Consider the following 23,139-nt stretch of genomic DNA (forward strand, 5'->3'; position numbering starts at 1 on the left):
TTCAGCCCTGGTCGCCGCCGGCGACGGGGAGGACGGATCCGGTGATGTAGGAGGCCTCGTCGGAGGCGAGGAAGCAGATCGGCGCGGCCTGCTCGTGGAGGGTGCCGTAGCGACCCATCACGGTCGAGTCGACGGTCTGCTCGACGATCTCCGAGTACCAGGTCTTCTCCTGGTCGGTGCGGGCGTCACCGCCGCGGGAGATCTGTCGTTCGGGGGCGAGGGTTCCGCCGGGGGCGGTGGCCACCACCCGCACCCCGTGCGGCGCGGCTTCCAGCGCCAACGCCGAGGTGAGGCCGTTGACGCCGCCCTTGGAGGCGGCGTAGGGGACACGGTTGACCCCGCGGGTGGCGACGGAGGAGACGTTGACGATCGTGCCCGCGCCCGCCGAGACCATGGACGGCAGGACCGCCCGGCACATCCACAGCGTGGGGAACAGGGAGCGGCGGACCTCGGCCTCGATCTGCTCGGCCGAGTACTCGTGGTACGGCCGGGCCCAGATGGTGCCACCGACGTTGTTGATGAGCACGTCGATCCGGCCGTGGGCGTCCAACGCCGCACGGGCCGACGACTCGGCACCCTCGAACGTCTCCAGGTCGGCCTCCACGGGCACGACCCGGTGGCCGTCCGGGGACACCGCGGTCAGCTCGTCGGCGACCGTGGTGATGAGGTCGGCCCGGTCCACCACGGTGACCAGCCCGCCCTCGCGGACCACCCGGTCGGCGACGGTGCGGCCGATCCCCTGGACGGCGCCGGTGATGAGCACCGACCGGCCGGCGAAGCGACCGGGGGAGACGACGGGCGGGACGGGGTCGTACTCGCCGACGGGCGCGCTCACGACGCCGCCTCCACGGCCTGCTGGTCCAGTGCGGTACGCATGGTGGCCTTGGCGTGTTCGCTGTGCCGACGGATGAGGTACCGGGCGGCGTCGCGGTCGCCCGTCTCGAAGGCCGCGACGATCTCCAGGTGCTCGGGGACGATGTCCTCGGACACCCAGCGGGCGTCGGGCAGGACGCTGTTCATCACCTGGGTCACCTCCAGCATGCGGTAGGCCTGCAGCAGCGAGTCGTTGCCGGTGCAGCGGAACAGGAACTCGTGGAACTGGGCGTTCGCGGCGGTGAACCGTTCGGGGTCGAGGAACCGATCGCCCTCGATGTACTGGTTGGCGGACTCGGCGAGCATCCGGAACTCGGCGAGGCGGGCGCCGTCGAGACGTCCCATGGTCAGCTCGATCACGCCGAGCTCGAGCGCCATGCGGGCGTCGAACTGGGCGTCGGAGTGGCGGATCGCGGGATGCACCTCGCCACTGACGACGCCGGGGGCCGACGTGATGGTCTCGGAGCGGTTCCCGCCGGCCAGGGACACCGTGGTCGTGGTGCCCGCGGTGGGTGCGGGTGACCGGGGCGCGAGCGTGACCTGCGGCGGGACGTAACCGACCGGGCGTGCGGCGATGGGCGCGGGGGATTCGGTCGCGCGGTCGGCGGGCACGGCGTGCCCGCCCGGGGTCGGCGGGGTGAAACCGACCGGGCGCGCGGCGATGTTCGTCACCGGCTCGGCGGTCCGGGTGGCGGGCGCCGTGTGTCCGCCGGGGGCGGGCGGGGTGTAGCCGACCGGTCGGGCCTCGATGGCCGGCACGGGGTCCCCGGGGCGGCGCGAGATGATCCGGGCCGGCCCGTGTGGTGCGGCCGGGGCCGTGGTGGCCGCGGCGGGTGCCGCGGGCTCCGTCTCCGGGGTGGAGGGGGAGGTGTCGACGACGAGGGCGGCCTCCTCCGTCGGCTCCGCCGATTCCGCGGCGGGCTCGGCGGACTGGTCGGGCACCGCGGTCGCGGGAGTGAACTTCTCGTAGTAGAAGTGCGTCACCTGCAGGCCCTCGTCGTCGAGGAATCCGCGCACCGCCTCGACCATCGGGGGAGGCCCGCACAGGTAGATGTCGGTCGTCCCGTCATGCAGGTGCTCCGGGCGGATCAGCCCCGTGACGTACCCGCTGTTCGGGTGGGTCGTGGCCGGGTCGGCGACGACCAGGTCCCAGGTCATGCCCGGGATCCGGGTGGTGAACTCGTCCAGCAGGTCCGTGTAGACCACGTCGGTGTCGAACGAGGCGCCGTAGATGAGGTGGACCGGCCGGTCGGTGGTGCCGGCGGCGGCGAGGGTCTCCAGGATCGACAGCACGGGCGCCAGGCCGGTGCCGCCCGCCAGCAGGAGCAGGGGGCGGCTGGACTCGCGGAGGAAGAAGCTGCCCATCGGACCGGTCAGCTCGAGGCGGTCGCCCACGGCGCAGCGCTGGGCCAGGTACTCCGACATCGCGCCGCCGGAGGCGTACTTGATGAGGAACGACAGGTGCCGCGAGTCCGCTCCGGTGGAGAACGAGTACGACCGCGTCTGGTCGGTACCCGGAACCGCGATGTTGACGTACTGGCCGGGCAGGAACGCCAGGGCGTCGCGGTCGTCCAACTCGACCGACAGCGCGAACGCACCCTCGGCCAGGCGCTCGACGGCCGTGACCGTCGCCGGGTGCGCCGCGGCGGCCGTCTTGGCCACGTCGGAGGTGGTGGGGATCTGCACGACCAGGTCGGATCGCGGGACCATCTGGCAGGGCAGGCAGTATCCGGCCGCGGCCTCGTCCTCGGTGAGGGCGTCGTCGATGTAGTCGCCGCCGTCGAAGTCGCCGGACTCGCACAGGGACTTGCACGTCCCGCACGCTCCGTCGCGGCAGTCGAGGGGGATGTTGATCCGGGCCTTGTACGAGGCGTCGGCGACGGTCTCCATCGGACCGCAGTTGACGAAGCGCGTCACGCCGTCCTCGAAGGCCAGTGCCACTGAATAGCTCATGGGGTCTCACTCCAGGTCGCTGGCGGTGTCGGCCGCGCACGCGACCGGGTGGGTGCCGGCGCCCTGGGCGGGCGCCGGCGTGGGTGTGGGATCACACCATGTAGACGTCCACGATGTGGTGGATGTAGTCGTTCTTCAGGACCACCTTCTTGTAGGTGATCAGCGGGGACTCACCGGTGACGTCGAGGGTGTAGAAGGACGTGCCGAAGTACTGGTCGGTGGTGTTGTACCGGAAGTACGACGACAGCCAGTTGAAGCGGATGTCGACCTCTCCGGGCCGGCGGTCGAGCACCTCGATGTTGCTGATGAGGTGGTTCGTCCGCGGTTCCGGCAGTGACGTCGAGGAGGAGCGCTCGGTCCGGATGCGGAACACCCGGTCCTCGATACCGGCCCGGTTCGGGTAGAAGATCAACGAGATCTCCGAGTACGGGTCGGTCGTGAGCTCACCGTCGTCGTCCCAGGCGGGCATCCAGTACATCGCGTCCTCGCGGTAGCACTCGATCCACTGCTCGAACTGGCGGTCGTCGAGCAGTCGTGCCTCGCGGAACAGGAAAGCGGAGATCTCGTCGACGGAGATCGACGCCACGGCGGGTGCGGTCATGGTCAGGCCTTTCGTGGGGCGGGGGTGGGGCGTGCGGTCGACTCGGGCCGGGTCAGGCGTCTGCCGGGACGGTCGTGCGCTGCCGGGCCCGACGCTCGTCGTCCTCGCGGGCCTGAGCCTCGGCGGCATCACGGGCGGCGGTCTCGGCCTCGAGCGCGCGCTGCATGGTCTCGAGCCAGTAGGCGTGCTGGATCGGGTACAGCCCCTCGTCCTCGGTCTTGGCCCCGGAGGACAACACGTTCTCCATGCCCAGACCGCGGGCGGTCTCGTCCGGGCCGGTGATCTGGTGGGTGCTGCCGCGGGTCATGTCGTTCCACGGCGCGACGTCCGCCAGGTAGGTCTTCTGGCAGGACCGGAACTCCTCCAGGTCGTCCGGGGTCGCCATCCCGGTGGCGTTGAAGAAGTCCTCGTACTGACGGATCCGGGCCGCGCGGTTCTCGGCGCTCTCGCCCTTGGGGGCGATGCAGTAGATCGTCACCTCGGTCTTGTCCACCGAGACGGGCTTGAAGTGCCGGATCTGACTCGAGAACTGGTCCATCAGGTACACGTTCGGGTACAGGCACAGGTTGCGGGAGGCTCCCACCATGAACTCGGCCTTCTTGGTGCCGATCTGGTCGGCGAGCTCCTGGCGGCGGTCCCACAGCGGCCGGTCCTCGGGGTTGCCCCACCACATCCACAGGAGCAGGTGGCCGTGCTCGAACGACCAGTAGCCGCCGCCCTGCTTGCCCCAGGTGCCGGCGTCCATCGCCTTGGTCTCGTTCTTGGACTCACCCGACGAGCGGCGCGCGGTGGTCGCCGCGTAGTTCCAATGGGTGGCCGACACGTGGTAACCGTCGGCCCCGTTCTCGGCCTGGAGCTTCCAGTTGCCGTCGAAGGTGTAGGTGGACGAGCCGCGCAGGACCTCCAGTCCCTCGGGGGACTGGTCGACCAGCATGTCGATGATCGTGCGGCTGTCACCGAGATGCTCCTCCAGCGGGACCACGTCCGGGTTGAGGCTGCCGAACAGGAACCCGCGGTAGCTCTCGAAGCGTGCCACGCGACGCAGGTCGTGCGAGCCGTCGGTGTTGAACTGCTCGGGGTACCCGGCGTCCCGCGGGTCCTTGACCTTCAGCAGCTCCCCGGAGTTGGAGAACGTCCAGCCGTGGAACGGGCAGGTCAGGGTGGTGCGGTTGTCGGTCTTGCGCCGGCAGAGCATCGCGCCGCGGTGGGAGCAGGCGTTGATGAGGCAGTTGAGCTGCCCGTCCTTGCCGCGGGTGATCACGACGGGCTGGCGGCCGATGTCGGTGGTGAAGTAGTCGCCGACCTCCGGAATCTGGCTCTCGTGCGCCAGATAGACCCAGTTGCCCTCGAAGATGTGCTTCATCTCGAGTTCGAAGATCTCCTCGTCGGTGAAGATGCGACGGTTGGCGCGGATGATGCCGTCCGCGGGCCGGTCCTCGAGTGCGGTCTCGAGGGTGGCCTGGACGTGGTCGAGTCGATCTGACATCGAGGGCTCCTAGCGTGGGGTCGGTTCCGGCCGCGACGATGCGGCCTGCTGCCGGTGTTCCTCCACGGTGCCCTACTGTGGGTTCGATCACACTAGGGCACCTCCTAGTCATACCTAGGTGTGCCGCGTTCGCAATGCGAACACTGTGGAGGCTCCAGGCACGAGACCTGCACCATTGCCCGAAAAACGTTCGCTCCGCGCACGAAATGCGCTCTACATGTGTAGTGGACGGTGATTGACGACACATCGAATCCGGCGCACAGTAGGGGCATCGACCGGGCCCCACCGGTCCGATCCGACCCCCACCCCGACCCCACCAGAGGGAGCGTCATGACCAGCACCGCAGTGCCCACCGCCGCCGGCTCCGGCTCCGCCGCGACGGACAAGTTCAAGGGCAGCCGCTTCACGTCCGACACGAGCACCGAGCGTGCGGCCGCCATCTACAAGGACGTGCTCACCAAGCTGTCCGAGGTGATCTTCGAGCACGAGGTCACCTACGACGAGTACCGCGTCCTCAAGCAGTGGCTCATCGAGGTCGGCGAGGGTGGCGAGTGGCCGCTCTGGCTGGACGTCTTCCTGGAGCACTTCATCGAGGACTCCAACAGCCGCATCTTCAACGGGACCAAGGGTTCCATCGAGGGCCCCTACTACGTGCCGAACGCCCCGGACCTCGGCGCCGTGGGCGTCATGCCGATGCGCGAGGACGAGAAGGGCACGCAGTTCGTGTTCAAGGGCCAGGTCCGCGACCTGGACGGCACGGGCATCGAGGGCGCGTCCGTCGAGCTGTGGCACGCCGACGCCGACGGTTACTACTCGCAGTTCGACGACGGCATGGGCATCCCGGAGTGGAACCTGCGCGGCACCTTCACCACGGACGCCGAGGGCAACTTCCACATCACCACGGTCCAGCCGGCGCCGTACCAGATCCCGCACGACGGCCCGACCGGCGAGTTCATCGCCAGCTACGGTGGCCACCCGTGGCGTCCGGCGCACCTGCACCTGAAGGTCACCGCCCCGGGCAAGCGCCTCATCACCACCCAGCTGTACTTCCAGGGTGGAAAGTGGGTCGAGGACGACGTGGCCGGGGCCGTCAAGCCCGAGCTGATCCTGGACCCGAAGCCCAACGCGGACGGGATCGACGAGGTCGTCTACGACTTCGTCCTGGACCCCGTCTCCGAGAAGCGTTTCGTGGCCTGACCGGCGACGACCTCGTCTGCAATCCCCGCCCGCCCCGGCCGCCACGAGCGGCCGGGGCGTCGGCGGTCGATCCGGCCGGACCACCACTACGAAGGGCTCGACGATGTCTGACCTGACCATCCGTTCCGTGGAGACACGGATCCTCGACGTGCCGCTCATCAGGCCGCACAAGTTCGCCACCACCACCGCCACCGCCCAGTCGATCCTGCTCGTGGCGGTGACCACCGAGTCCGGGGTCGTGGGCTACGGCGAAGGCGTCACACCGGGCGGCCCCTGGTGGGGAGGCGAGTCCGCCGAGACCATGCAGGTCCTGGTGGAGAAGTACCTGGCCCCCGTGGCCGTCGGTCGGCGGGTCGACGAGATCCCCGCCGTCCTCGAGGCGATGGAGGGCGTGGTGGCCCGCGGCCGTTTCGCCAAGGCCTCCCTCGAGATCGCCCTGTTCGACGCGTGGGCCCGGTCGCTGGACGTACCCGTGCGCTCGCTGCTCGGCGGAGCGGTCCGCGACTCGATCGAGTGCACGTGGGCCCTGGGGGCAATGCCGCTCGAGGAGATGGTCGAGGAGATCGACGAACTCCTCGCCGCGGATCGTCACCGCACGTTCAAGCTGAAGATGGGCGCCCTGGACCCGGCCGAGGACGTCGCCCGCATCGCGGCGCTGGCCGAGCGCCTCGACGGCCGGGCTGGGCTTCGGGTGGACATCAACGCACGCTGGGACCGGTTCACCGCGAACGTCCACCTCCCGGCGCTCGTCGAGGCCGGCATCGAGCTGATCGAGCAGCCGACCCCCACCGAGCAGATCGAGGTGCTGGCCGAGCTCAACCGCTCGCTGCCGGTGCAGTTCATGGCCGACGAGTCGGTCCAGTCCCCGCACGACGCCCTCGAGGTGGCACGCCGGGACGCGGCCGGGGTGATCGCGGTGAAGACCACCAAGCTCGGTGGACTGACCCGGGGCAAGGAGGTCGTGGCGATCGCCCGCGCGGCCGGGATCGCCTGCCACGCCGCCACGTCGCTCGAGGGGCCGATCGGGACCGTCGCCTCACTGCATCTCGCGTGCGCCGAGCCCGGCTTCAACTACGGCTCGGAGCTCTTCGGGCCGCTGCTGCTCGCCGAGACCTACGTGACCACCCCGATCCGCTACGAGGCCGGCCGGGTCCACCTGCCGTCCGGGCCCGGGCTGGGCGTCGAGCTCGACCACGACGCCGTCGACAAGTTCACCCGCCGCTGACCGCGGCACCACACGAGAAGGAGAGCCCGACGATGGCACTGTTCCACGTCCGCATGGACGTCAACATCCCCAATGACCTGGACCCCGAGGTCCGCGCCGACACCCTGGCCCGTGAGAAGGCCTACAGCCAGGAGCTGCAGCGCTCCGGCACGTGGCGGGAGCTGTGGCGCATCGTGGGCCGGTACTCGAACATCAGCATCTTCGATGTCGAGTCCGGCGACGAACTGCACGAGATCCTCCAGGGGCTGCCGCTGTTCCCGTACATGGACATCGAGGTCATGGCCCTGACGCGGCACCCGTCGCGAATCGAGTGATCGCGCCGGGCTGACCGCCCGGGAACTCCCGTCCCGCGGAAGACGACGAGGCCGCCCGCCCCGAAAGGGGCGGGCGGCCTCGTCGCGCGGGAGGTGTGTCGGTCAGACGCGCTCGAACACCGCCGCGAGCCCCTGGCCGCCTCCGATGCACATGGTCTCCAGGCCCCACTGCGCGTCGCGGCGCACCATCTCGCGCGACAGGGTGGCGAGCATGCGCGCCCCGGTGGCGCCGACGGGGTGGCCCAGGGAGATGCCGGAGCCGTGCGGGTTGAGGTGCTCGGAGGTGGGGTCGAGGTCCCACTCGCGCATCACGGACAGGGCCTGCGCGGCGAACGCCTCGTTGAGCTCGATGACATCCATGTCGGCGAGCGTGAGGCCGAGTCGGTCGAGCGCCTTGGCGGTGGCGGGGACCGGCCCGATGCCCATCGTCTCCGGTGCCACGCCCGCGACGGCCCACGAGGCAAGGCGGACCAGGGGGGTCAGTCCGAGGGAGGCGGCCCTGTCCGCGGTGGTGACGATGCACATCGCGGCACCGTCGTTCTGGCCGGAGGCGTTCCCGGCGGTCACGGTGGCCTCCGGGTCGGTGCGGCCCATGATGGGCCGCAGGCGCGCCAGCGCCTCGACGGAACTGTCGGCACGGGGATGCTCGTCGGTGTCGACGACGAGGTCGTCACCCTTGCGCTGCGGAACGGTCACCGGGACGATCTCCTCGGCGAACGCCCCGGACTCCTGCGCGGCCACGGCCCGCTGGTGGGACTGCACGGTCAACCGGTCCTGCTCGTCCCGGCTGATGCCGTACTCACGACGGAGGTTCTCGGCGGTCTCGATCATCCCGCCGTCGATGATGTGCGAGCGTCCGCCGACGGTCGTGCGAGCCCGGCCGAGACGGTCGACCAGCGAGATCCCGTCCCCGCGGATGCCCCAGCGGGGGCTCGGGGAAGCGTAGAACTCCACCTGGCTCATCGACTCGACGCCGCCGGCGACCACGAGGTCCATGCCGCCGGAGGCGACCTGGAGTGCGCCGGTGATGATCGCCTGGAGTCCGGAGCCGCAGCGCCGGTCGAGTTGCATGCCCGGCACGTCGATCCCCAGGGGGGAGTCGAGTGCGGCGATGCGGCCGATGGCGGGCCCCTCGCCGTTCGGGGAGCCCTGTCCCAGCACCACGTCGTCGACGTCGGCTCCGGTCAGGCCGGTGCGCTCGACGAGGGCGGTGAGCAGGTCGGTGGCCAGGGTGTTCGCGTCCAGGTCGCGGAACACCCCGCCGAAGCGTCCCACGGGGGTGCGCAGGGGTTGGCAGATGACGACGTCACGCATGGGGTTCCTTCGTTCGGGTTCAGCGGTTGACTATGGCGAGGTCCGCCGACAGTGCGCGGGCGGTGGCCAGCAGTTCGGGGATGACCTCGTCGTCGAGTTGGGTGGGGGAGTAGCGGGCGGCGTGGGTGGAGACGTTGAGGGCGGCGCTGACCGCGCCGTGGCGGTCGTGGACCGGGGCGGCCACCGAGCGCAGGCCGGGCTCGAGTTCCTGGTCGACGACGCACCACCCGCGCTCGGCCACCCGCGAGAGCTCCGCGCGGAGCGCTGACTCGTCGGCGAGGCCGTGGGGGGTGAGCGCCCGCAGGTCCGTCGCGGCGAGGTAGGCGTCGAGGTCCTCGGCGGGGAGCGAGGCGAGCAGGACCCGCCCCATCGATGTGGCGTAGGCGGGGAACCGGGTTCCGATGGTGATGCCGATGGTCATGATGCGACGCACCTGGACGCGCCCCACGTAGACGATGTCGGGGCCGTCGAGGACCGCCACGGACGAGGATTCGCCGAGCCGCGAGCTGAGCTTCTCCAGGTGCGGTTGGGCGAGATCGGTCAGCGGGAGCGCCGACAGGTAGCTGTACCCGAGGTCGAGGACCCGGGGGGTGAGCCAGAAGACAGAGTCGGCCGTGTCCACGTAGCCCAGTTCGACGAGGGTGTGGAGGAAGCGGCGGGCGGTCGCCCGGGTCAGGCCGGTGTTGCGCGCGACGTCACTGAGGGTCTGGCGGGGCTGGCGGGCGTCGAATGCCCGGATGACCGCCAGGCCGCGCGCGAGCGACTGGACGAAGTCGGGGGAGGCCGGGCGGTCCCCGCCGTCGTCCACGGACCCGGCCGGGGTCGACACCACGTCGGGGCGGGTCACGCCGCGCCCGTGTTCCGTGCGGCGTCGAGGTGTCGGCGGAGCACGTCGGTGATGCGGTCCGGGATCTCGACGGTGGGCACGTGGGCCGCCGGGGAGACGACGACGAAGTCCGCTCCGGGCACCCCGTCGGCGATCTCGCGCAGTACCTCCGGGGGAGTGGAGGGGTCTTCTTCCCCGGCGAGCACGAGGGTGGGGCAGGAGATCCGACCCAGCTCGGCGCGGTTGTCCCAGCCGGCCAGCGCGTCGCAGCAGGAGGCGTATCCCTCGGCCGGGGTGCCCAGGACCATCTCACGGAGCCCGGCGACCAGCTCGGGCTCGGCCTCGGCCCGCGCGGCGGTGATCCACCGTGCGACGACGGCGTCGGCGACCGCGGCCGTCCCGCCCTCGCGGACCGCGGCGGCGCGATCGGCCCAGCCGGACGGTTCACCGAACTTCGCGGCGGTGCACAGGAGGGCGGTGGAGAGCACGCGGGTGGGCTCGTGGACGGCGAGCCACTGGGCCACCGCGCCACCGAGCGACAACCCGGCCACGTGGAACCGGTCGACGTCGAGCGAGTCGAGCAGGGCCAGAACGTCGGCGGCCAGGTCGGCGATCGTGCACGGCCCGGGGACGACCTCGGACGTGCCGTGGCCCCGGTGGTCCACCGCGACCACGGTGTGGTCGCGGGACAGGTCCCGGACCTGCGCGTCCCACATCGAACGGTCGGATCCGAGTGATCCGAGGAGGACGAGGACGGGGGTGTCGGCGGACCGGGGTCCGCTGACCTCGTGGGACAGGGTGGCGGGCATGGTGTCGGTCCTCTCGTGCGTCTGGCTTCCGGTTCGGGACCACGATACGCGGAGATCGTGCGAAGGGCGAACACTTGTACAAGATGCGAACACCGGATAGGGTTCGTGACATGACCAACAAGATCTTCTCGTCGGCCGCGGACGCGGTCGCGGACATCCCCGACGGTGCCTCCCTGGCCGTGGGCGGGTTCGGTCTGGTCGGCATCCCCGCCGTCCTCATCGACGCGCTCCTCGAGCAGGGCGCCACCGACCTGAGCACGGTGAGCAACAACTGCGGCACCGACGGTTTCGGCCTGGGCAAGCTTCTGGAATCGCACCGGATCACCCGGACCACGGCCTCGTATGTCGGCGCCAACAAGGAGTTCGCCCGCCAGTACCTCTCCGGCGAGCTCGAGGTGGAGCTCACGCCGCAGGGCACGCTCGCCGAGCGCATGCGGGCCGGAGGCGCCGGCATCCCCGCCTTCTACACCCCGGCCGGCGTCGGCACGATGGTCGCCGACGGGGGCCTGCCGCTGCGCTACGACGGCGAGGGGGGCGTCGCCAAGGCGTCCGAGCCCAAGGAGGTCCGGGTCTTCGACGGCGAACAGTACGTCCTCGAGCGCGGGATCGTCACCGACTTCGCCCTGGTCCACGCCCACAGGGCCGACACCATGGGCAACCTGCAGTTCCGTGGGACGGCCCGCAACTTCAACCCGGACGTGGCCATGGCCGGTCGGATCACGATCGTGCAGGCCGAGGAGGTCGTCGAGCCGGGCGGGATCGACCCGGCCAACGTCCACATCCCCGGCATCTTCGTCCAACGGATCGTCGAGGTCGGCCGCCAGGAGACCGGCGTCGAGATCCGCACCACCAGGGAGGCCTGAGCCATGAGCTGGACCCACGAGCAGATGGCGGCCCGCATCGCCGCGGATTTCACCGACGGCCAGTACGTCAACCTCGGTATCGGTATGCCCACCCTCATCCCCGGCTATCTTCCCGAGAGTGTGCAGGTGACCCTCCACTCGGAGAACGGCATCCTCGGCGTCGGGCCGTACCCGACGGACGACGAGCTCGACCCCGAGATGATCAACGCCGGCAAGGAGACCATCACCGCCGAGGCGGGGGCGGCGTTCTTCTCGTCGTCGGAGTCCTTCGCCATGATCCGCGGCGGCCACGTCGACGTCGCCGTCCTCGGCGCTATGCAGGTCTCGCAGTCCGGCGACCTGTCCAACTGGATGGTCCCCGGCGCCATGGTCAAGGGCATGGGCGGTGCGATGGACCTCGTCCACGGCGCCGACCGCGTGATCGTGATGATGGACCACGTCACCCGCAAGGGCGACCTCAAGCTCATGCAGGAGAACACGCTCCCGTACACGGGCAAGGGCTGCGTCCAGCGGGTCGTCACCGACCTCTGCGTCCTCGACATCGCGCCGGAGGGCTTCCGGCTCGTCGAACTGGCGCCGGACGTGACGATCGACGAGGTCCGCCGGAAGACGGGCGCCGAGATCCACGCCTGAGTCGACCCTCGGGTGGACGTCAGGTGTACACCGCCCGCGGAGGCGGGAGGCGGGGTCGGTTTCTCACTACTGTGGGAACCGACCCCGTCGTCGTCCCCGGAAGGTCCGCCCCACATGAGCACCTCCACCCCGGTCACCGCCACCCCGGCCACCGTGACCGTCACCGGCGCCGCCGGAAAGATCGCCTACTCGTTGCTGTTCCGTCTCGCCTCCGGGTTGGTGTTCGGGCCCGGGACCCCGGTCCGCCTGCGTCTGCTCGACATCCCGTCGGCCGTGGTCGCGGCGGAGGGCGTCGCGATGGAGATCGAGGACTGCGCGCTCCCGCTGGTCGAGTCGATCGAGATCACCGACGACGTGGACACCGCGTTCGACGGCGCCAACGCGGCATTCCTGGTGGGCGCCAGGCCGCGCGGCAAGGGGATGGAGCGCGCCGACCTGCTCACCGCCAACGGGGCGATCTTCCGGGAACAGGGCCGCGCCATCAACGCCCACGCCGCCGACGACGTGCGGGTGGTGGTGGTGGGCAACCCCGCCAACACCAACGCCTACATCGCCCACCGACACGCGCACGACGTCCCCGCCGGTCGCTTCACCGCCCTGATGCGGCTCGACCACAACCGCGCGCTCAGCCAACTCGCCACCCGGCTGGGAGCGCCGGTCGCCGACCTGGACGGGGTGGTGGTATGGGGCAACCACTCGGCCACCCAGTTCCCCGACGTGTCGTACCTGACGCGACGAGGCGAGCCGGTCACCTCCGGGCTCGACGAGGAGTGGTTGGCCGACACGTTCATCCCACGGGTCGCGAACCGGGGAGCCGAGATCATCTCGGTGCGCGGATCGTCGTCGGCCGCCTCGGCCGCCGGCGCGGCGGTCGACCAGATGCGCGACTGGGTGCACGGCACCAGTGGGGAGAGCTGGACCACGGTCGCACTGCCGTCGGAGGGGCAGTACGGCACCGTGCCGGGTGTGGTGACGGGGTTGCCCTGCCGCAGCCGCGGCGCGGAGTGGGAGGTCGTCGAAGGACTGGCGATCGGGGACTTCCAACGAGCCCGCATCGACGCGTCGGTGGCGGAGCTGGTCTCGGAGCGTGACGCCGTTCACGGACTGGGACTGGCCGACTGACCTCGGGTGCACCGGGGCTGACGGCGTGTGCCGGGCCCCGGCGTCCACGGCCTAGGATGGTCGGGTGACGACTCCAGCTTCTGCCTCCCCGAACACCGACCGCGCGGACGCCCTGCCCGCCTCCTGGAACCCAGGTGAGGTGGAAGGCGGGCTGTACCAGCGCTGGGTGGAGGCCGGCTACTTCGAGGCCGATCCGTCCAGCGACAAGCCCGCCTACTCGGTGGTGTTGCCGCCGCCCAACGTCACGGGCAGCCTGCACATGGGCCACGCGCTCGACCACACCCTCATGGACGTGCTCACGCGGCGCAAGCGCATGCAGGGCTTCGAGGTCCTGTGGCTGCCCGGCATGGACCATGCCGGGATCGCCACGCAGACCCTCGTGGACCGCAAGCTCCGCGACGAGGGGATCGACCGCCACGAGATCGGCCGCGACGCGTTCATCGAGAAGGTCTGGGAATGGAAGCGCGAGTCCGGTGGGACCATCGGGGAGCAGATGCGTCGCCTCGGCGACGGTGTCGACTGGTCGCGTGAGCGGTTCACCCTCGACGACGGACTGTCGCGCGCGGTGCAGACCATCTTCAAGGAGCTCTACGACAACGGCCTGATCTACCGCGCCGAGCGACTGGTCAACTGGTCGCCCACCCTGCAGACCGCGATCTCGGACATCGAGGTCAAGTACGCGGACGTCGAGGGCGAGCTGGTGAGCTTCCGCTACGGCTCGATGGACGACTCCGAGCCGCACCTGGTCGTGGCCACGACCAGGCTCGAGACGATGCTCGGTGACACCGCGATCGCCGTCCATCCCTCCGACGAGCGCTACGCGCACCTGGTGGGCACCGAGATCCCGCACCCGTTCCGGGACGGGTGGACCATGCGCGTGGTCGCGGACGACTATGTCGATCCCGAGTTCGGGACCGGCGCGGTGAAGGTCACGCCCGCGCACGACCCCAACGACTTCGCGATCGGCCAGCGTCACGGCCTCGAGATGCCCACGATCATGGACGCCACCGGCCACATCACCGGGACCGGGACCCGCTACGACGGCATGGACCGTTTCGACGCCCGCAAGGCCGTCCGGGAGGACCTCGCCGAGCAGGGACGCATCGTCAAGGAGGTGCGTCCGTACCTGCACTCGGTGGGCCACTCCGAACGGTCCGGCGAGCCGATCGAGCCGCGGCTGTCGCTCCAGTGGTGGGTGCGGGTCGAGGAACTGGCGAGGATGGCCGGGGACGCCGTGCGCGACGGTGACACGGTGATCCACCCGACGAGCCAGGAACCGCGCTGGTTCGACTGGGTCGACGACATGCACGACTGGTGCATCTCCCGCCAGTTGTGGTGGGGTCACCGCATCCCGATCTGGTACGGCCCCGACGGCGACGTGGTCTGCGTGGGACCAGGCGAGGAGCCGCCCGCCGGATACACCCAGGACACCGACGTGCTCGACACGTGGTTCTCCTCCGGACTGTGGCCGTTCTCCACCATGGGCTGGCCCGATCGCACCGCCGACCTCGAGCGGTTCTACCCGACGTCCGTCCTGGTCACCGGGTACGACATCCTCTTCTTCTGGGTGGCGCGGATGATGATGTTCGGCACCTTCGTGGGCCGGACCCTCACCGGCGACAAGGCCGCTCCGGGGAAGGTTCCGTTCACCGACGTCTTCCTCCACGGCCTCGTGCGCGACGAGCACGGCCAGAAGATGTCCAAGTCCAAGGGCAACGGCATCGACCCGCTCGACTGGGTGGACCGCTTCGGCGCCGACGCCCTGCGCTTCACCCTGGCCCGCGGGGCCAACCCGGGCGGCGACCTGTCGGTCGGGGATGACGCCGCCCAGGCGTCGCGCAACTTCGCCACCAAGCTGTTCAACGCCACCCGCTTCGCGCTGATGAACGGGGCGAAGGTGGGCGAGCTGCCCGCCGCGTCCGCGCTCACCGACGCCGACCGGTGGATCCTGCATCGCCTCGGGGAGGTGCGGGTGGGCGTCGACGACGCGCTGGACCGCTACGAGTTCTCCAAGGCGTGCGAGGCCCTGTACCACTTCGCCTGGGACGAGGTGTGCGACTGGTACCTCGAGCTCGCGAAGGTCCAGTTCGGTTCGGACGACGCCGCGCGCGCGTCCGAGCGGGCGGAGAACACGAGACTCGTCCTCGGACACGTGTTGGACGTCCTCATGCGGATGCTGCACCCGGTCATCCCGTTCGTCACGGAGACGCTGTGGACGGCACTGACCGAGCGGGAGTCCGTGGTGGTCGCGGACTGGCCCACCGACGTGGCGCCGGCCGATGACGCCACGGAGCCGGTCCGCCGCGTGGCCGACGCCCAGACCCTCGTCACGGAGATCCGGCGGTTCCGCTCCGACCAGGGCCTCAAGCCCGGTCAGCGGGTGCCGGCACGGATCTCCGGCGTCGACGCCGCCGACCTGCCGGCGGACCTGCTCGCCCAGGTGTGCGCACTCGCCCGGCTGACCCCGGCCGCCGAGGACTTCACCGCGACGGCCTCGCTCGAGGTCCGGCTCGGGTTGTCGACGGTGGACGTGGAGATCGACACCTCCGGGACGATCGACCTCGCCGCCGAGCGACGCCGGTTGGAGAAGGATCTCGTCGCCGCCCGCAAGGAACTCGAGACCACCGGTGCCAAACTCGGCAACGAGGCGTTCCTGGGCAAGGCGCCCGACCACGTCGTCGACAAGATCCGCGGTCGCCGCGACCTCGCCGAGGCCGAGGTCGCCCGGATCGCCGCCCGGCTCGAGTCGATGCCGGTAGGAAGTGACCCCGCGTGAGCGATCGACAGTGGCTCCCACCGCACGACCCGAGCGAGGGGTGGGACACCCCGACCGAGGAGGACGTCGCCGAGATGCTCGGCGAGGACGGCCTCGTCTCGGGCGTCCCGCTCGGTGGTCCGATCCCGGGTGACGAGGACGGCGACGGCGACGATCACCTGCCGCCGCGCCCGGTCCCCGAGGTCGGCAGCCCCGAATGGCAGGCCGACGCGGCCGACCTGGCCGCGGTCGAGGAGGAACTGACGACCCGCTGGCCGGAGTCCCGCCTCGAGCCGAGCCTGGACCGGATCGCCGAGCTGATGTCCGTGCTCGGCGATCCGCAGCACGCGTACCCCGTGGTCCACGTGGCGGGCACCAACGGCAAGACATCGGTCACGCGGATGGTCGACGCGCTGCTGCGGGCCCTGCACCAGCGCACCGGACGCAACTCCAGCCCCCACCTGCAGAGCGTCACCGAGCGCATCGCGCTCGACGGGGAGCCGGTCACCGCCCGCACCTTCGTGGACACCTACCGCGAACTCCAGCCCTATCTCGAGCTCGTCGACCAGCGGTCCGAGGAGGCCGGCGGCCCACGGATGAGCTACTTCGAGGTGCTGACCGCGATGGCGTTCGCCGCGTTCGCCGACGCACCGGTCGAGGTGGCGGTCGTGGAGACGGGGATGGGCGGGACGTGGGACGCCACGAACGTGGTCCGGCCCGCCGTCGCCGTGATCACCCCCGTCGGCCTGGACCACACCGACTACCTGGGCGAGGACCTCGCGACGATCGCGGGGGAGAAGGCCGGGATCATCCAGCCGGGCCCGGAGGACGATCTGCTGCCGCGTGACCCGATCGCCGTGATCGGGCGCCAGGAGCCCGAGGCCATGGACGTCCTGTTGCGTCGCGCCGTGGAGGTGGGCGCGGTCGTCGCCCGCCTCGGTTCGGAGTTCGACGTGGTCGAACGGCGGGTCGCCGTCGGAGGCCAGCAGCTCACCCTGCGAGGCCTCGGGGGCGAGTACCCCGAGGTGTTCCTCCCGCTGTTCGGGGAGCACCAGGCCGAGAACGCCGCGACCGCGCTCGCGGCCGTCGAGGCGTTCTTCGGCGCGGGCCCGGACAGGGCCCTGGACCCGGAACTCATCCGTGCCGGCTTCGCGGCGGTCGACAATCCCGGGCGCCTCGAGCGGCTCAGCTCCAGCCCCACCGTCCTGGTGGACGCCGCCCACAACGGGCACGGCGGACGCGCACTCGCCGAGGCTGTCACCTCGGAGTTCGACTTCAAGCGGCTGGTCGCCGTGGTCGCGATGCTCGACGGCAAGGACGCCGACGCGTTTCTCGCCGCACTCGAGCCGGTGGTGGAGGAGGTCGTCGTCACTCGGGCCGCCTCACCGCGCGCGATGGACCCGGGCGACCTCGCTCGCATCGCCGAGGAGCGGTTCACCGCCCAGCGCGTCCACGTCGTGGACACCCTGCCCGACGCGGTCAGCGCGGCCCTCGACCTGGTCGGGGTCCCGGATCCGACCGCGGACGACGACGTCTCGGGCGTCGGCGTGCTCATCACGGGTTCCGTGGTGACCGCCGGGGCCGCCCGCAGCCTGTTCGGAAAGGACGCACAGTGACCGACCCGACCCCCGGCCCCCGGGGCACCGCGCACGAGCCCTCGGTGGACCCGTGGAAGGGGCTGCGGGGCATCATGGCCGGCACTCTCGTCCTCGAGGCGATCGTGATCGGTCTGGTGCTGACGGTCATCGCCCGGCTCGACGGCGGCGCCCACTTCCAACCGTGGAAGGTGTGGTTCGTCAGCCTCCTCGCGGTCGCGATGCTCGTGGCCAGTGGACTCCAGCGCAAGCCCTGGGCGATCCCGCTGAACCTCACGCTCGCGGGTCTGGCCGTCGCCGGCTGGGCCGTGCACTGGTCGATGGGGGTCTGCGGGCTCATGTTCGCCGCGGTCTGGGCGTACATCCTGTACCTGCGCCGGGACCTGACCCGCCGGATGGCCGGTGGCTATCTGCCCAGCCAGCACGACTGACGGCTCCGGACGGTCGGCGTGGACACAGGGCTTGTAGGATCGCCCTCGTGACCGAGAGAACTTTCTTCCTCATCAAGCCCGACGGTGTCGAGCGCGCGCTGACCGGGACCATCCTGGCCCGTATCGAGGCCAAGGGCCTCAAGATCGTCGCCATGGACATGCGTCAGGTGTCCAGGGAGACGGCGGCCGAGCACTACGCCGAGCACTCCGAGCGTCCGTTCTACGGGGACCTGCTCGAGTTCATCACCTCCGGTCCGGTTGTCGCCGGCGTGCTCGAGGGACCCCGGGCGATCGCCGCGTGGCGTCAGCTCGCCGGGGGCACCGACCCGGTGGAGAAGGCCGCGCCCGGCTCCATCCGTGGCGACTTCGGTCTCGAGACCCAGTTCAACCTCGTCCACGGCTCGGACTCCGAGGAGTCCGCCGCCAGTGAGATCGCGCTCTGGTTCCCCGGTCTGTAGATCCCCCGTCCTCCCGCAGTGATCGAGCTGCGCGCGCCCGTCGGCCCTGAGGCCCGGCGGGCGCGTTTGCGTTCGGTGGTGCCGGGCGACGACGTTTCGGCGGCGGGTGTGGGAGAATGGTCGAAGCCCATCCTGGCGAGTGGACCACCAGTCCGCCCCGGAACGGGCGCCCGCCACCCGTGGCCCGGTTCGTCCCGGTGCCGCGGACCACAAGACGTCGCCCCACCCCGGTGGGGCCCAGACAAGAAGACGCCCGACCCCGTGCGGCGGCGTGGGTCACCGGTATCCGGTGACGTGATCGCGCCCGGAGTCCGGCCGGAGGAGACACGTGTCGGATCCGAACCTGACAATCGACGACATCAACGCGCTTCCCGAGAGGATGCGCGCGCACGCGGCCGCCAGGGCCGTGGGCATGAGCAGCAGGGAATTCCTGACCGCCATGGCCGGGATCGGCGTGGAGATCAAGAGCGCCCAGTCCGGGGTGACCCGGCAGGTGCTGCTCGACTGGTTCACCAGCCGCGGGCAGGACACGGGGACGGCGCCCGGTGCTGCGCCGGCAGGGGACACCGGTGCCCAGGCGCCGGTGGCCGAGGCGTCCGCGACCGACGCCCCCGCCCGGAAGGCCCCCGCGAAGAAGGCCGCCGCCAAGAGGGCGGCCAAGGCGCCCGCCGGGAAGACCGCCGAGAAGACCCCCACCGCAGAGGTGCCCGCCGACCCGGCGTCGGCTGAGCCGACCGCCGCTGAGACGATGCCGGCCGAGGCGCCTGCTGCAGAGTCGGCGACGGGCGGGACGGCGGCGACGGAGACCGCTCCCGCGAAGAAGGCGTCCGGCAGGAAGAGCCCGGCGCGCAAGACCACAGCCGAGAAGACCGCCGAGAAGGCCACGGACGCCGAGAAGTCCGCCTCCAGGTCCGCGGAGAAGTCCGGCACGAGGACCGGGAAGAAGTCCGTACAGGGCTCCGCGGACGAGTCCGCAGGGACCGGGGGAGGCGGGACGAGCGGTCGGAACCGCCCGGCGCTGCCCGAGATCGCGATCGTCACCGGCGAGGTGGGGTCGGAGGAGTCGGGCAACCGTCGGCGTCGGTCCACCGCGACCCCGTCGTTCTCTCCGCTGTTCCTCTCGCCCGACGAGGCTCCCGCGCAGACGCAGGCGGACACCCGTTCGGGCGACGAGCCCCGCGGCCGCCGCGGCCAGGGCCAGACCCAGGGCCAGACCCAGGGCCGGGCCCGCACCGAGACCGCCCCCGACACCGCCCCCACCCCTCCCGCCGAGGACGCGCAGGTCGAGCAGGACGGGCAGGAGCAGGGATCCGACGACGGCCGCGCCACGGACCAGTCCGACTCCGGTGACGGCGGGGCCCGTCGTCGCCGTCGGGGCCGTCGTGGGCGTGGGCGCGGGCGCGGCGAGGCCGGCGACGACCAGAACGGCGAGAACACCGGGACCGAGTCGTCGGACGACGGAGACCAGCGCGGCGACGACCAGCGCGGCAGCGACCAGCGCGACGACGCCCCGGACGAGACCTCCGGCAGCGATGACGGGAGCTCCGACGCCCGTCCCGATTCCGCCGCTGAGACCGACGACCGGTCCGCCGACGACTCCGACGGGCAGTCCGGTCCGGGTGACGCCGACGGTGACGATTCGGACGACTCGGGGAACGGTCCGTCGGGTTCGAGGCGCCGTCGCCGTCGTCGTCGTCGCAGTGGGAGCTCCGGCTCCGACGACACCCAGACGTCCAACGACGACCCGCCCCAGACCGAGGTCCACGAACGCGAGGCCCGCCGTCGCTCCGGACGCGGGGGACAGGGCCCGGGCACGTCGTCCGACGAGGTCCAGGGCATCACCGGCTCCACGCGGCTCGAGGCCAAGCGCCAGCGCCGCCGCGACGGCCGCGAGGCCGGTCGTCGTCGCCAGCCGATCCTCTCCGAGTCCGAGTTCCTCGCCCGCCGCGAGGCCGTGGACCGCGTCATGGTGGTCCGCGAGAAGCAGCGCGGCGACGGCAAGGGCGTCATGACCCAGGTCGGCGTACTCGAGGACAAGGTCCTCGTGGAGCATTTCGTCACCACCGAATCGGCGCGTTCGATGGTCGGCAACGTCTACCTCGGCCGTGTGCAGAACGTGCTGCCCAGCATGGAGGCGGCGTTCGTCGACATCGGGCGCGGCCGCAACGGCGTCCTGTACGCCGGCGAGGTCAACTGGGAGGCCGCCGGGCTCGGTGGCAAGGCCCGGCGGATCGAGCAGGCGCTCAAGTCCGGCGACATGGTGCTGGTGCAGGTCACCAAGGACCCGATCGGGCAGAAGGGTGCCCGCCTGTCCACGCAGATCTCGCTGGCCGGGCGCTTCCTCGTGTACGTGCCGGACGGCAACTCCACCGGCATCTCGCGCAAGTTGCCCGACACCGAGCGTCGCCGCCTCAAGGCGATCCTCAAGGAGGTCGTGCCGGAGGGCTCCGGCGTCATCATCCGCACCGCCGCCGAGGGCGTCAGCGCGGAGGAGATCGGCCGCGACGTCGAGCGTCTCGCCGCCCAGTGGACCGAGATCTCGGAGGCTGCCGCCAAGCGCACCGACTCCGGGGCCGGCACGCCCGTGTCCCTGTACGAGGAGCCGGACCTGCTGGTCAAGGTCGTCCGCGACCTGTTCAACGAGGACTTCTCCAAGCTCGTCATCCAGGGCGAGACATCCTGGGACACGGTGCACGACTACGTCTCGCGGGTCGCGCCCGAGATGACGGAGCGCGTGGAGCGGTACGACAACCCGGATGTGGACGTGTTCGCCACCTATCGCGTGGACGAGCAGCTGGCCAAGGCGCTCGACCGCAAGGTGTGGCTGCCCTCCGGCGGCTCGCTGGTGATCGACCGCACCGAGGCGATGACCGTCATCGACGTCAACACCGGCAAGTACACCGGCTCCGGCGGCAACCTCGAGGAGACCGTCACCAAGAACAACCTCGAGGCCGCCGAGGAGATTGTCCGCCAGTTGCGCCTGCGCGACGTCGGCGGGATGGTGATCATCGACTTCATCGACATGGTGCTCGAGTCCAACCGCGACCTCGTGCTGCGGCGCCTCACCGAGGCGCTGGGGCGCGACCGCACCCGGCACCAGGTCTCCGAGGTCACGTCGCTGGGGCTGGTGCAGCTCACCCGCAAGAAGCTCGGTACCGGTTTGGTCGAGGCGTTCTCCACCCCGTGCGAGCACTGCCAGGGCCGCGGGCTGATCGTGCACGCGGACCCGCTGCACACCGAGTCGCACAACGCTGACGAGCCCGGTGGCCGCCGCGGCCGTCGCAAGGGTGGCAACGGCAAGGGCTCGGGGGAGTCCGAGGCGCCCGCGCCCAAGCAGGCCCCGCGCAAGGACGGCCCCGCGCCGGCCGCGCACCCGGCCGCGCTCGCGATCTCACGGCAGAACGGCGAGGCCGACGCCGACGCGGACAGCGCGGCCGGGTCGCACGCCGAGGGTGGCACCCGCACCGACGGGGGCCGTGGCGCGGCGCCCGAGACCCGGGCAGCCGAGACCCCGGCAGCCGGGACCGAGGCAGCCGATGCCAGGGGGGCCGCGACCCCCGAGGTCGTGACCGCGCCCACCGCGGAGACGCCGACCGCTCCCACCGCGGAGCAGACCGCCGAGCCGACGCCGACGCCGGGGACCGCCGAGCCCGACTCGGCGGACGCCGCCGGGACCACGCGGCCGGCGCGTCGCCGCCGGGCAGCGAGGCGGGCCACGAGCAGTGCTCCGGCGCCGACGACAGCGGCCGAGGACGCCGCTGCGGCCGAGGTGACCGACACCCCGCAGTCCGAGGCCGCCGTGGTGGCCGAGGCGGAGACCGTCGTGGAGCAGGTCTCCACCCCGGGTCCGGACACGGCGGGTCCGGACTCCGGGCCGACGGGTCAGGCCCCGGGCGGGCGTCGCCCCCGCAGGCGGTCCACCCGCCGCGAGGCGGGCGCCGCCGGGGCCGATACCCCGCCGCAGGCCGCACCGGCCGATCCGGTGGCGAAGGTCGAGGCCGCGCCCCTGGCGGAGGCACCCACCACCGTGGTCGCCGAGCCGCGCACGCGGCCCGCGAGGCGACGTGCCACCAGGACGACGACCGCCCCCGCGGGCGACTGACGCACCTGGCCGCGGGCCGGCGGCACGGTCGGTTTGACCTGCTGTGCCGCCGGACCGTAACCTTGACAGGTCGCTCGTCGCGGCGCTATGTCGTGGCGCGAGGAGTCGCGCGACGGGACCGGGAACGGTTCCGGGGCCCGCGACCCTCGACCGACGCGAGTCGGCGAGCAAGAGAGAACACCGCACACCAGGTGTGGTCGCCCCAGGCGGCCGCACACCCGAGAAGCAAGGGGAAGCCCTCGATGTACGCGATCGTCAAGACCGGCGGCAAGCAGTACAAGGTCGCCGAAGGGGACCACGTCAAGGTCGAGAAGATCGAGGGCGAGGCCGGAACCTCCGTGTCGCTGTCCCCGATCCTCGTGGTCGACGGTTCGGCCGTCACCTCCGACGCCGACGCCCTGGCCAAGGTCACCGTCTCCGGCGAGATCGTCGAGCAGACCAAGGGACCGAAGATCCGGATCCACAAGTTCAAGAACAAGACCGGGTACCACAAGCGTCAGGGCCACCGTCAGAAGCTGACGGTCGTCAAGATCACCGGTATCAAGTAATCCATCTCCGGCCGCTCAGGCCACCAGCTCAGCG

Annotated in this window: 19 protein-coding genes; 12 read left to right on the forward strand and 7 right to left on the reverse strand. The window is 71.2% G+C overall.

Annotated elements, in window-relative coordinates; all coding sequences use genetic code 11:
• Position 1 precedes the first annotated feature (1 nt).
• The 4 genes from AC3DEV_RS09550 to benA all read right to left on the reverse strand — a co-directional run bounded on the left by AC3DEV_RS09550 (position 2) and on the right by benA (position 4,913).
• The gene (locus AC3DEV_RS09550) at positions 2 to 835 is read right to left on the reverse strand and encodes a 1,6-dihydroxycyclohexa-2,4-diene-1-carboxylate dehydrogenase (protein ID WP_472981151.1); all 834 of its coding nucleotides are present in this window, start codon (positions 833 to 835) and stop codon (positions 2 to 4) included.
• Entirely contained in the window at positions 832 to 2,826 is a 1,995-nt protein-coding gene (benC, locus tag AC3DEV_RS09555; RefSeq protein ID WP_488371947.1) for a benzoate 1,2-dioxygenase electron transfer component BenC, read from the reverse strand. Before benC ends, AC3DEV_RS09550 begins: the two co-directional genes overlap by 4 nt.
• Positions 2,827 to 2,917: 91 nt before the next feature.
• Entirely contained in the window at positions 2,918 to 3,427 is a 510-nt protein-coding gene (gene benB / locus AC3DEV_RS09560; protein ID WP_173674771.1) for a benzoate 1,2-dioxygenase small subunit, read from the reverse strand.
• 52 nt (positions 3,428 to 3,479) lie between these two features.
• Complete coding sequence (gene benA / locus AC3DEV_RS09565; protein WP_119193189.1) at positions 3,480 to 4,913, reverse strand: benzoate 1,2-dioxygenase large subunit; 1,434 nt, start codon at positions 4,911 to 4,913, stop codon at positions 3,480 to 3,482.
• Positions 4,914 to 5,243: 330 nt separating this feature from the next.
• Here benA and catA point away from each other — a divergent pair, with 330 nt between their 5' ends.
• The 3 genes from catA (at position 5,244) to catC (ending at position 7,649) form a co-directional block, all read left to right on the forward strand.
• Positions 5,244 to 6,110 (forward strand): catechol 1,2-dioxygenase, encoded by an 867-nt coding sequence (catA, locus tag AC3DEV_RS09570; protein WP_256820711.1) that lies wholly within the window; start codon positions 5,244 to 5,246, stop codon positions 6,108 to 6,110.
• A 103-nt stretch (positions 6,111 to 6,213) separates the two neighbouring features.
• Positions 6,214 to 7,335: a muconate/chloromuconate family cycloisomerase gene (locus AC3DEV_RS09575; RefSeq protein WP_096905787.1), complete on the forward strand. Its 1,122-nt coding sequence runs from the start codon at positions 6,214 to 6,216 to the stop codon at positions 7,333 to 7,335.
• A gap of 32 nt (positions 7,336 to 7,367) precedes the next feature.
• Positions 7,368 to 7,649 carry a muconolactone Delta-isomerase gene (gene catC, locus AC3DEV_RS09580; protein WP_119193192.1) on the forward strand — a complete coding sequence of 94 codons (282 nt, stop codon included), beginning with the start codon at positions 7,368 to 7,370 and terminating at the stop codon, positions 7,647 to 7,649.
• Between the two features lie 102 nt (positions 7,650 to 7,751).
• On the opposite strand, the gene AC3DEV_RS09585 is transcribed toward catC, so the two are convergent.
• From AC3DEV_RS09585 to pcaD, 3 genes are read right to left on the reverse strand one after another with little or no spacing between them, the layout of a single operon-like run.
• Complete coding sequence (locus tag AC3DEV_RS09585) at positions 7,752 to 8,963, reverse strand: acetyl-CoA C-acetyltransferase (protein ID WP_341254332.1); 1,212 nt, start codon at positions 8,961 to 8,963, stop codon at positions 7,752 to 7,754.
• Positions 8,964 to 8,982: 19 nt separating this feature from the next.
• Positions 8,983 to 9,771, reverse strand: coding sequence for an IclR family transcriptional regulator (locus tag AC3DEV_RS09590; RefSeq protein WP_119193199.1), 789 nt, complete (start codon positions 9,769 to 9,771; stop codon positions 8,983 to 8,985).
• Between the two features lie 35 nt (positions 9,772 to 9,806).
• Positions 9,807 to 10,598 carry a 3-oxoadipate enol-lactonase gene (pcaD, locus tag AC3DEV_RS09595; protein ID WP_067719754.1) on the reverse strand — a complete coding sequence of 264 codons (792 nt, stop codon included), beginning with the start codon at positions 10,596 to 10,598 and terminating at the stop codon, positions 9,807 to 9,809.
• A gap of 110 nt (positions 10,599 to 10,708) precedes the next feature.
• Between pcaD and AC3DEV_RS09600 the strand changes: the two genes are divergently transcribed.
• The 9 genes from AC3DEV_RS09600 to rplU all read left to right on the forward strand — a co-directional run bounded on the left by AC3DEV_RS09600 (position 10,709) and on the right by rplU (position 23,105).
• A complete protein-coding gene (locus AC3DEV_RS09600; protein WP_120286322.1) occupies positions 10,709 to 11,461 on the forward strand; it encodes a CoA transferase subunit A in 753 nt (250 codons plus the stop codon).
• Positions 11,462 to 11,464: 3 nt separating this feature from the next.
• On the forward strand, positions 11,465 to 12,094 hold the full coding sequence (locus AC3DEV_RS09605) for a 3-oxoacid CoA-transferase subunit B (protein ID WP_067719746.1): 630 nt from the start codon (positions 11,465 to 11,467) through the stop codon (positions 12,092 to 12,094).
• Between the two features lie 114 nt (positions 12,095 to 12,208).
• On the forward strand, positions 12,209 to 13,216 hold the full coding sequence (locus AC3DEV_RS09610) for a malate dehydrogenase (protein WP_119193194.1): 1,008 nt from the start codon (positions 12,209 to 12,211) through the stop codon (positions 13,214 to 13,216).
• Between the two features lie 64 nt (positions 13,217 to 13,280).
• The gene (locus AC3DEV_RS09615) at positions 13,281 to 15,992 is read left to right on the forward strand and encodes a valine--tRNA ligase (RefSeq protein ID WP_488371948.1); all 2,712 of its coding nucleotides are present in this window, start codon (positions 13,281 to 13,283) and stop codon (positions 15,990 to 15,992) included.
• Positions 15,989 to 17,587, forward strand: coding sequence for a bifunctional tetrahydrofolate synthase/dihydrofolate synthase (gene folC / locus AC3DEV_RS09620; protein WP_182640345.1), 1,599 nt, complete (start codon positions 15,989 to 15,991; stop codon positions 17,585 to 17,587). The genes AC3DEV_RS09615 and folC overlap by 4 nt, the downstream gene beginning before the upstream one ends.
• Positions 17,584 to 17,997, forward strand: a complete 414-nt coding sequence (locus AC3DEV_RS09625) for a DUF4233 domain-containing protein (RefSeq protein ID WP_119193196.1) — start codon at positions 17,584 to 17,586, stop codon at positions 17,995 to 17,997. The genes folC and AC3DEV_RS09625 overlap by 4 nt, the downstream gene beginning before the upstream one ends.
• 47 nt (positions 17,998 to 18,044) lie before the next feature.
• Positions 18,045 to 18,455, forward strand: a complete 411-nt coding sequence (ndk, locus tag AC3DEV_RS09630) for a nucleoside-diphosphate kinase (protein ID WP_067719736.1) — start codon at positions 18,045 to 18,047, stop codon at positions 18,453 to 18,455.
• A 328-nt stretch (positions 18,456 to 18,783) separates the two neighbouring features.
• Positions 18,784 to 22,557 carry an Rne/Rng family ribonuclease gene (locus AC3DEV_RS09635; protein ID WP_488371949.1) on the forward strand — a complete coding sequence of 1,258 codons (3,774 nt, stop codon included), beginning with the start codon at positions 18,784 to 18,786 and terminating at the stop codon, positions 22,555 to 22,557.
• 242 nt (positions 22,558 to 22,799) lie between these two features.
• Entirely contained in the window at positions 22,800 to 23,105 is a 306-nt protein-coding gene (rplU, locus tag AC3DEV_RS09640) for a 50S ribosomal protein L21 (RefSeq protein WP_067719729.1), read from the forward strand.
• The last annotated feature ends 34 nt before the right edge of the window (positions 23,106 to 23,139 follow it).

Source organism: Dietzia sp. IBK-p2-15D, from assembly GCF_057773105.1.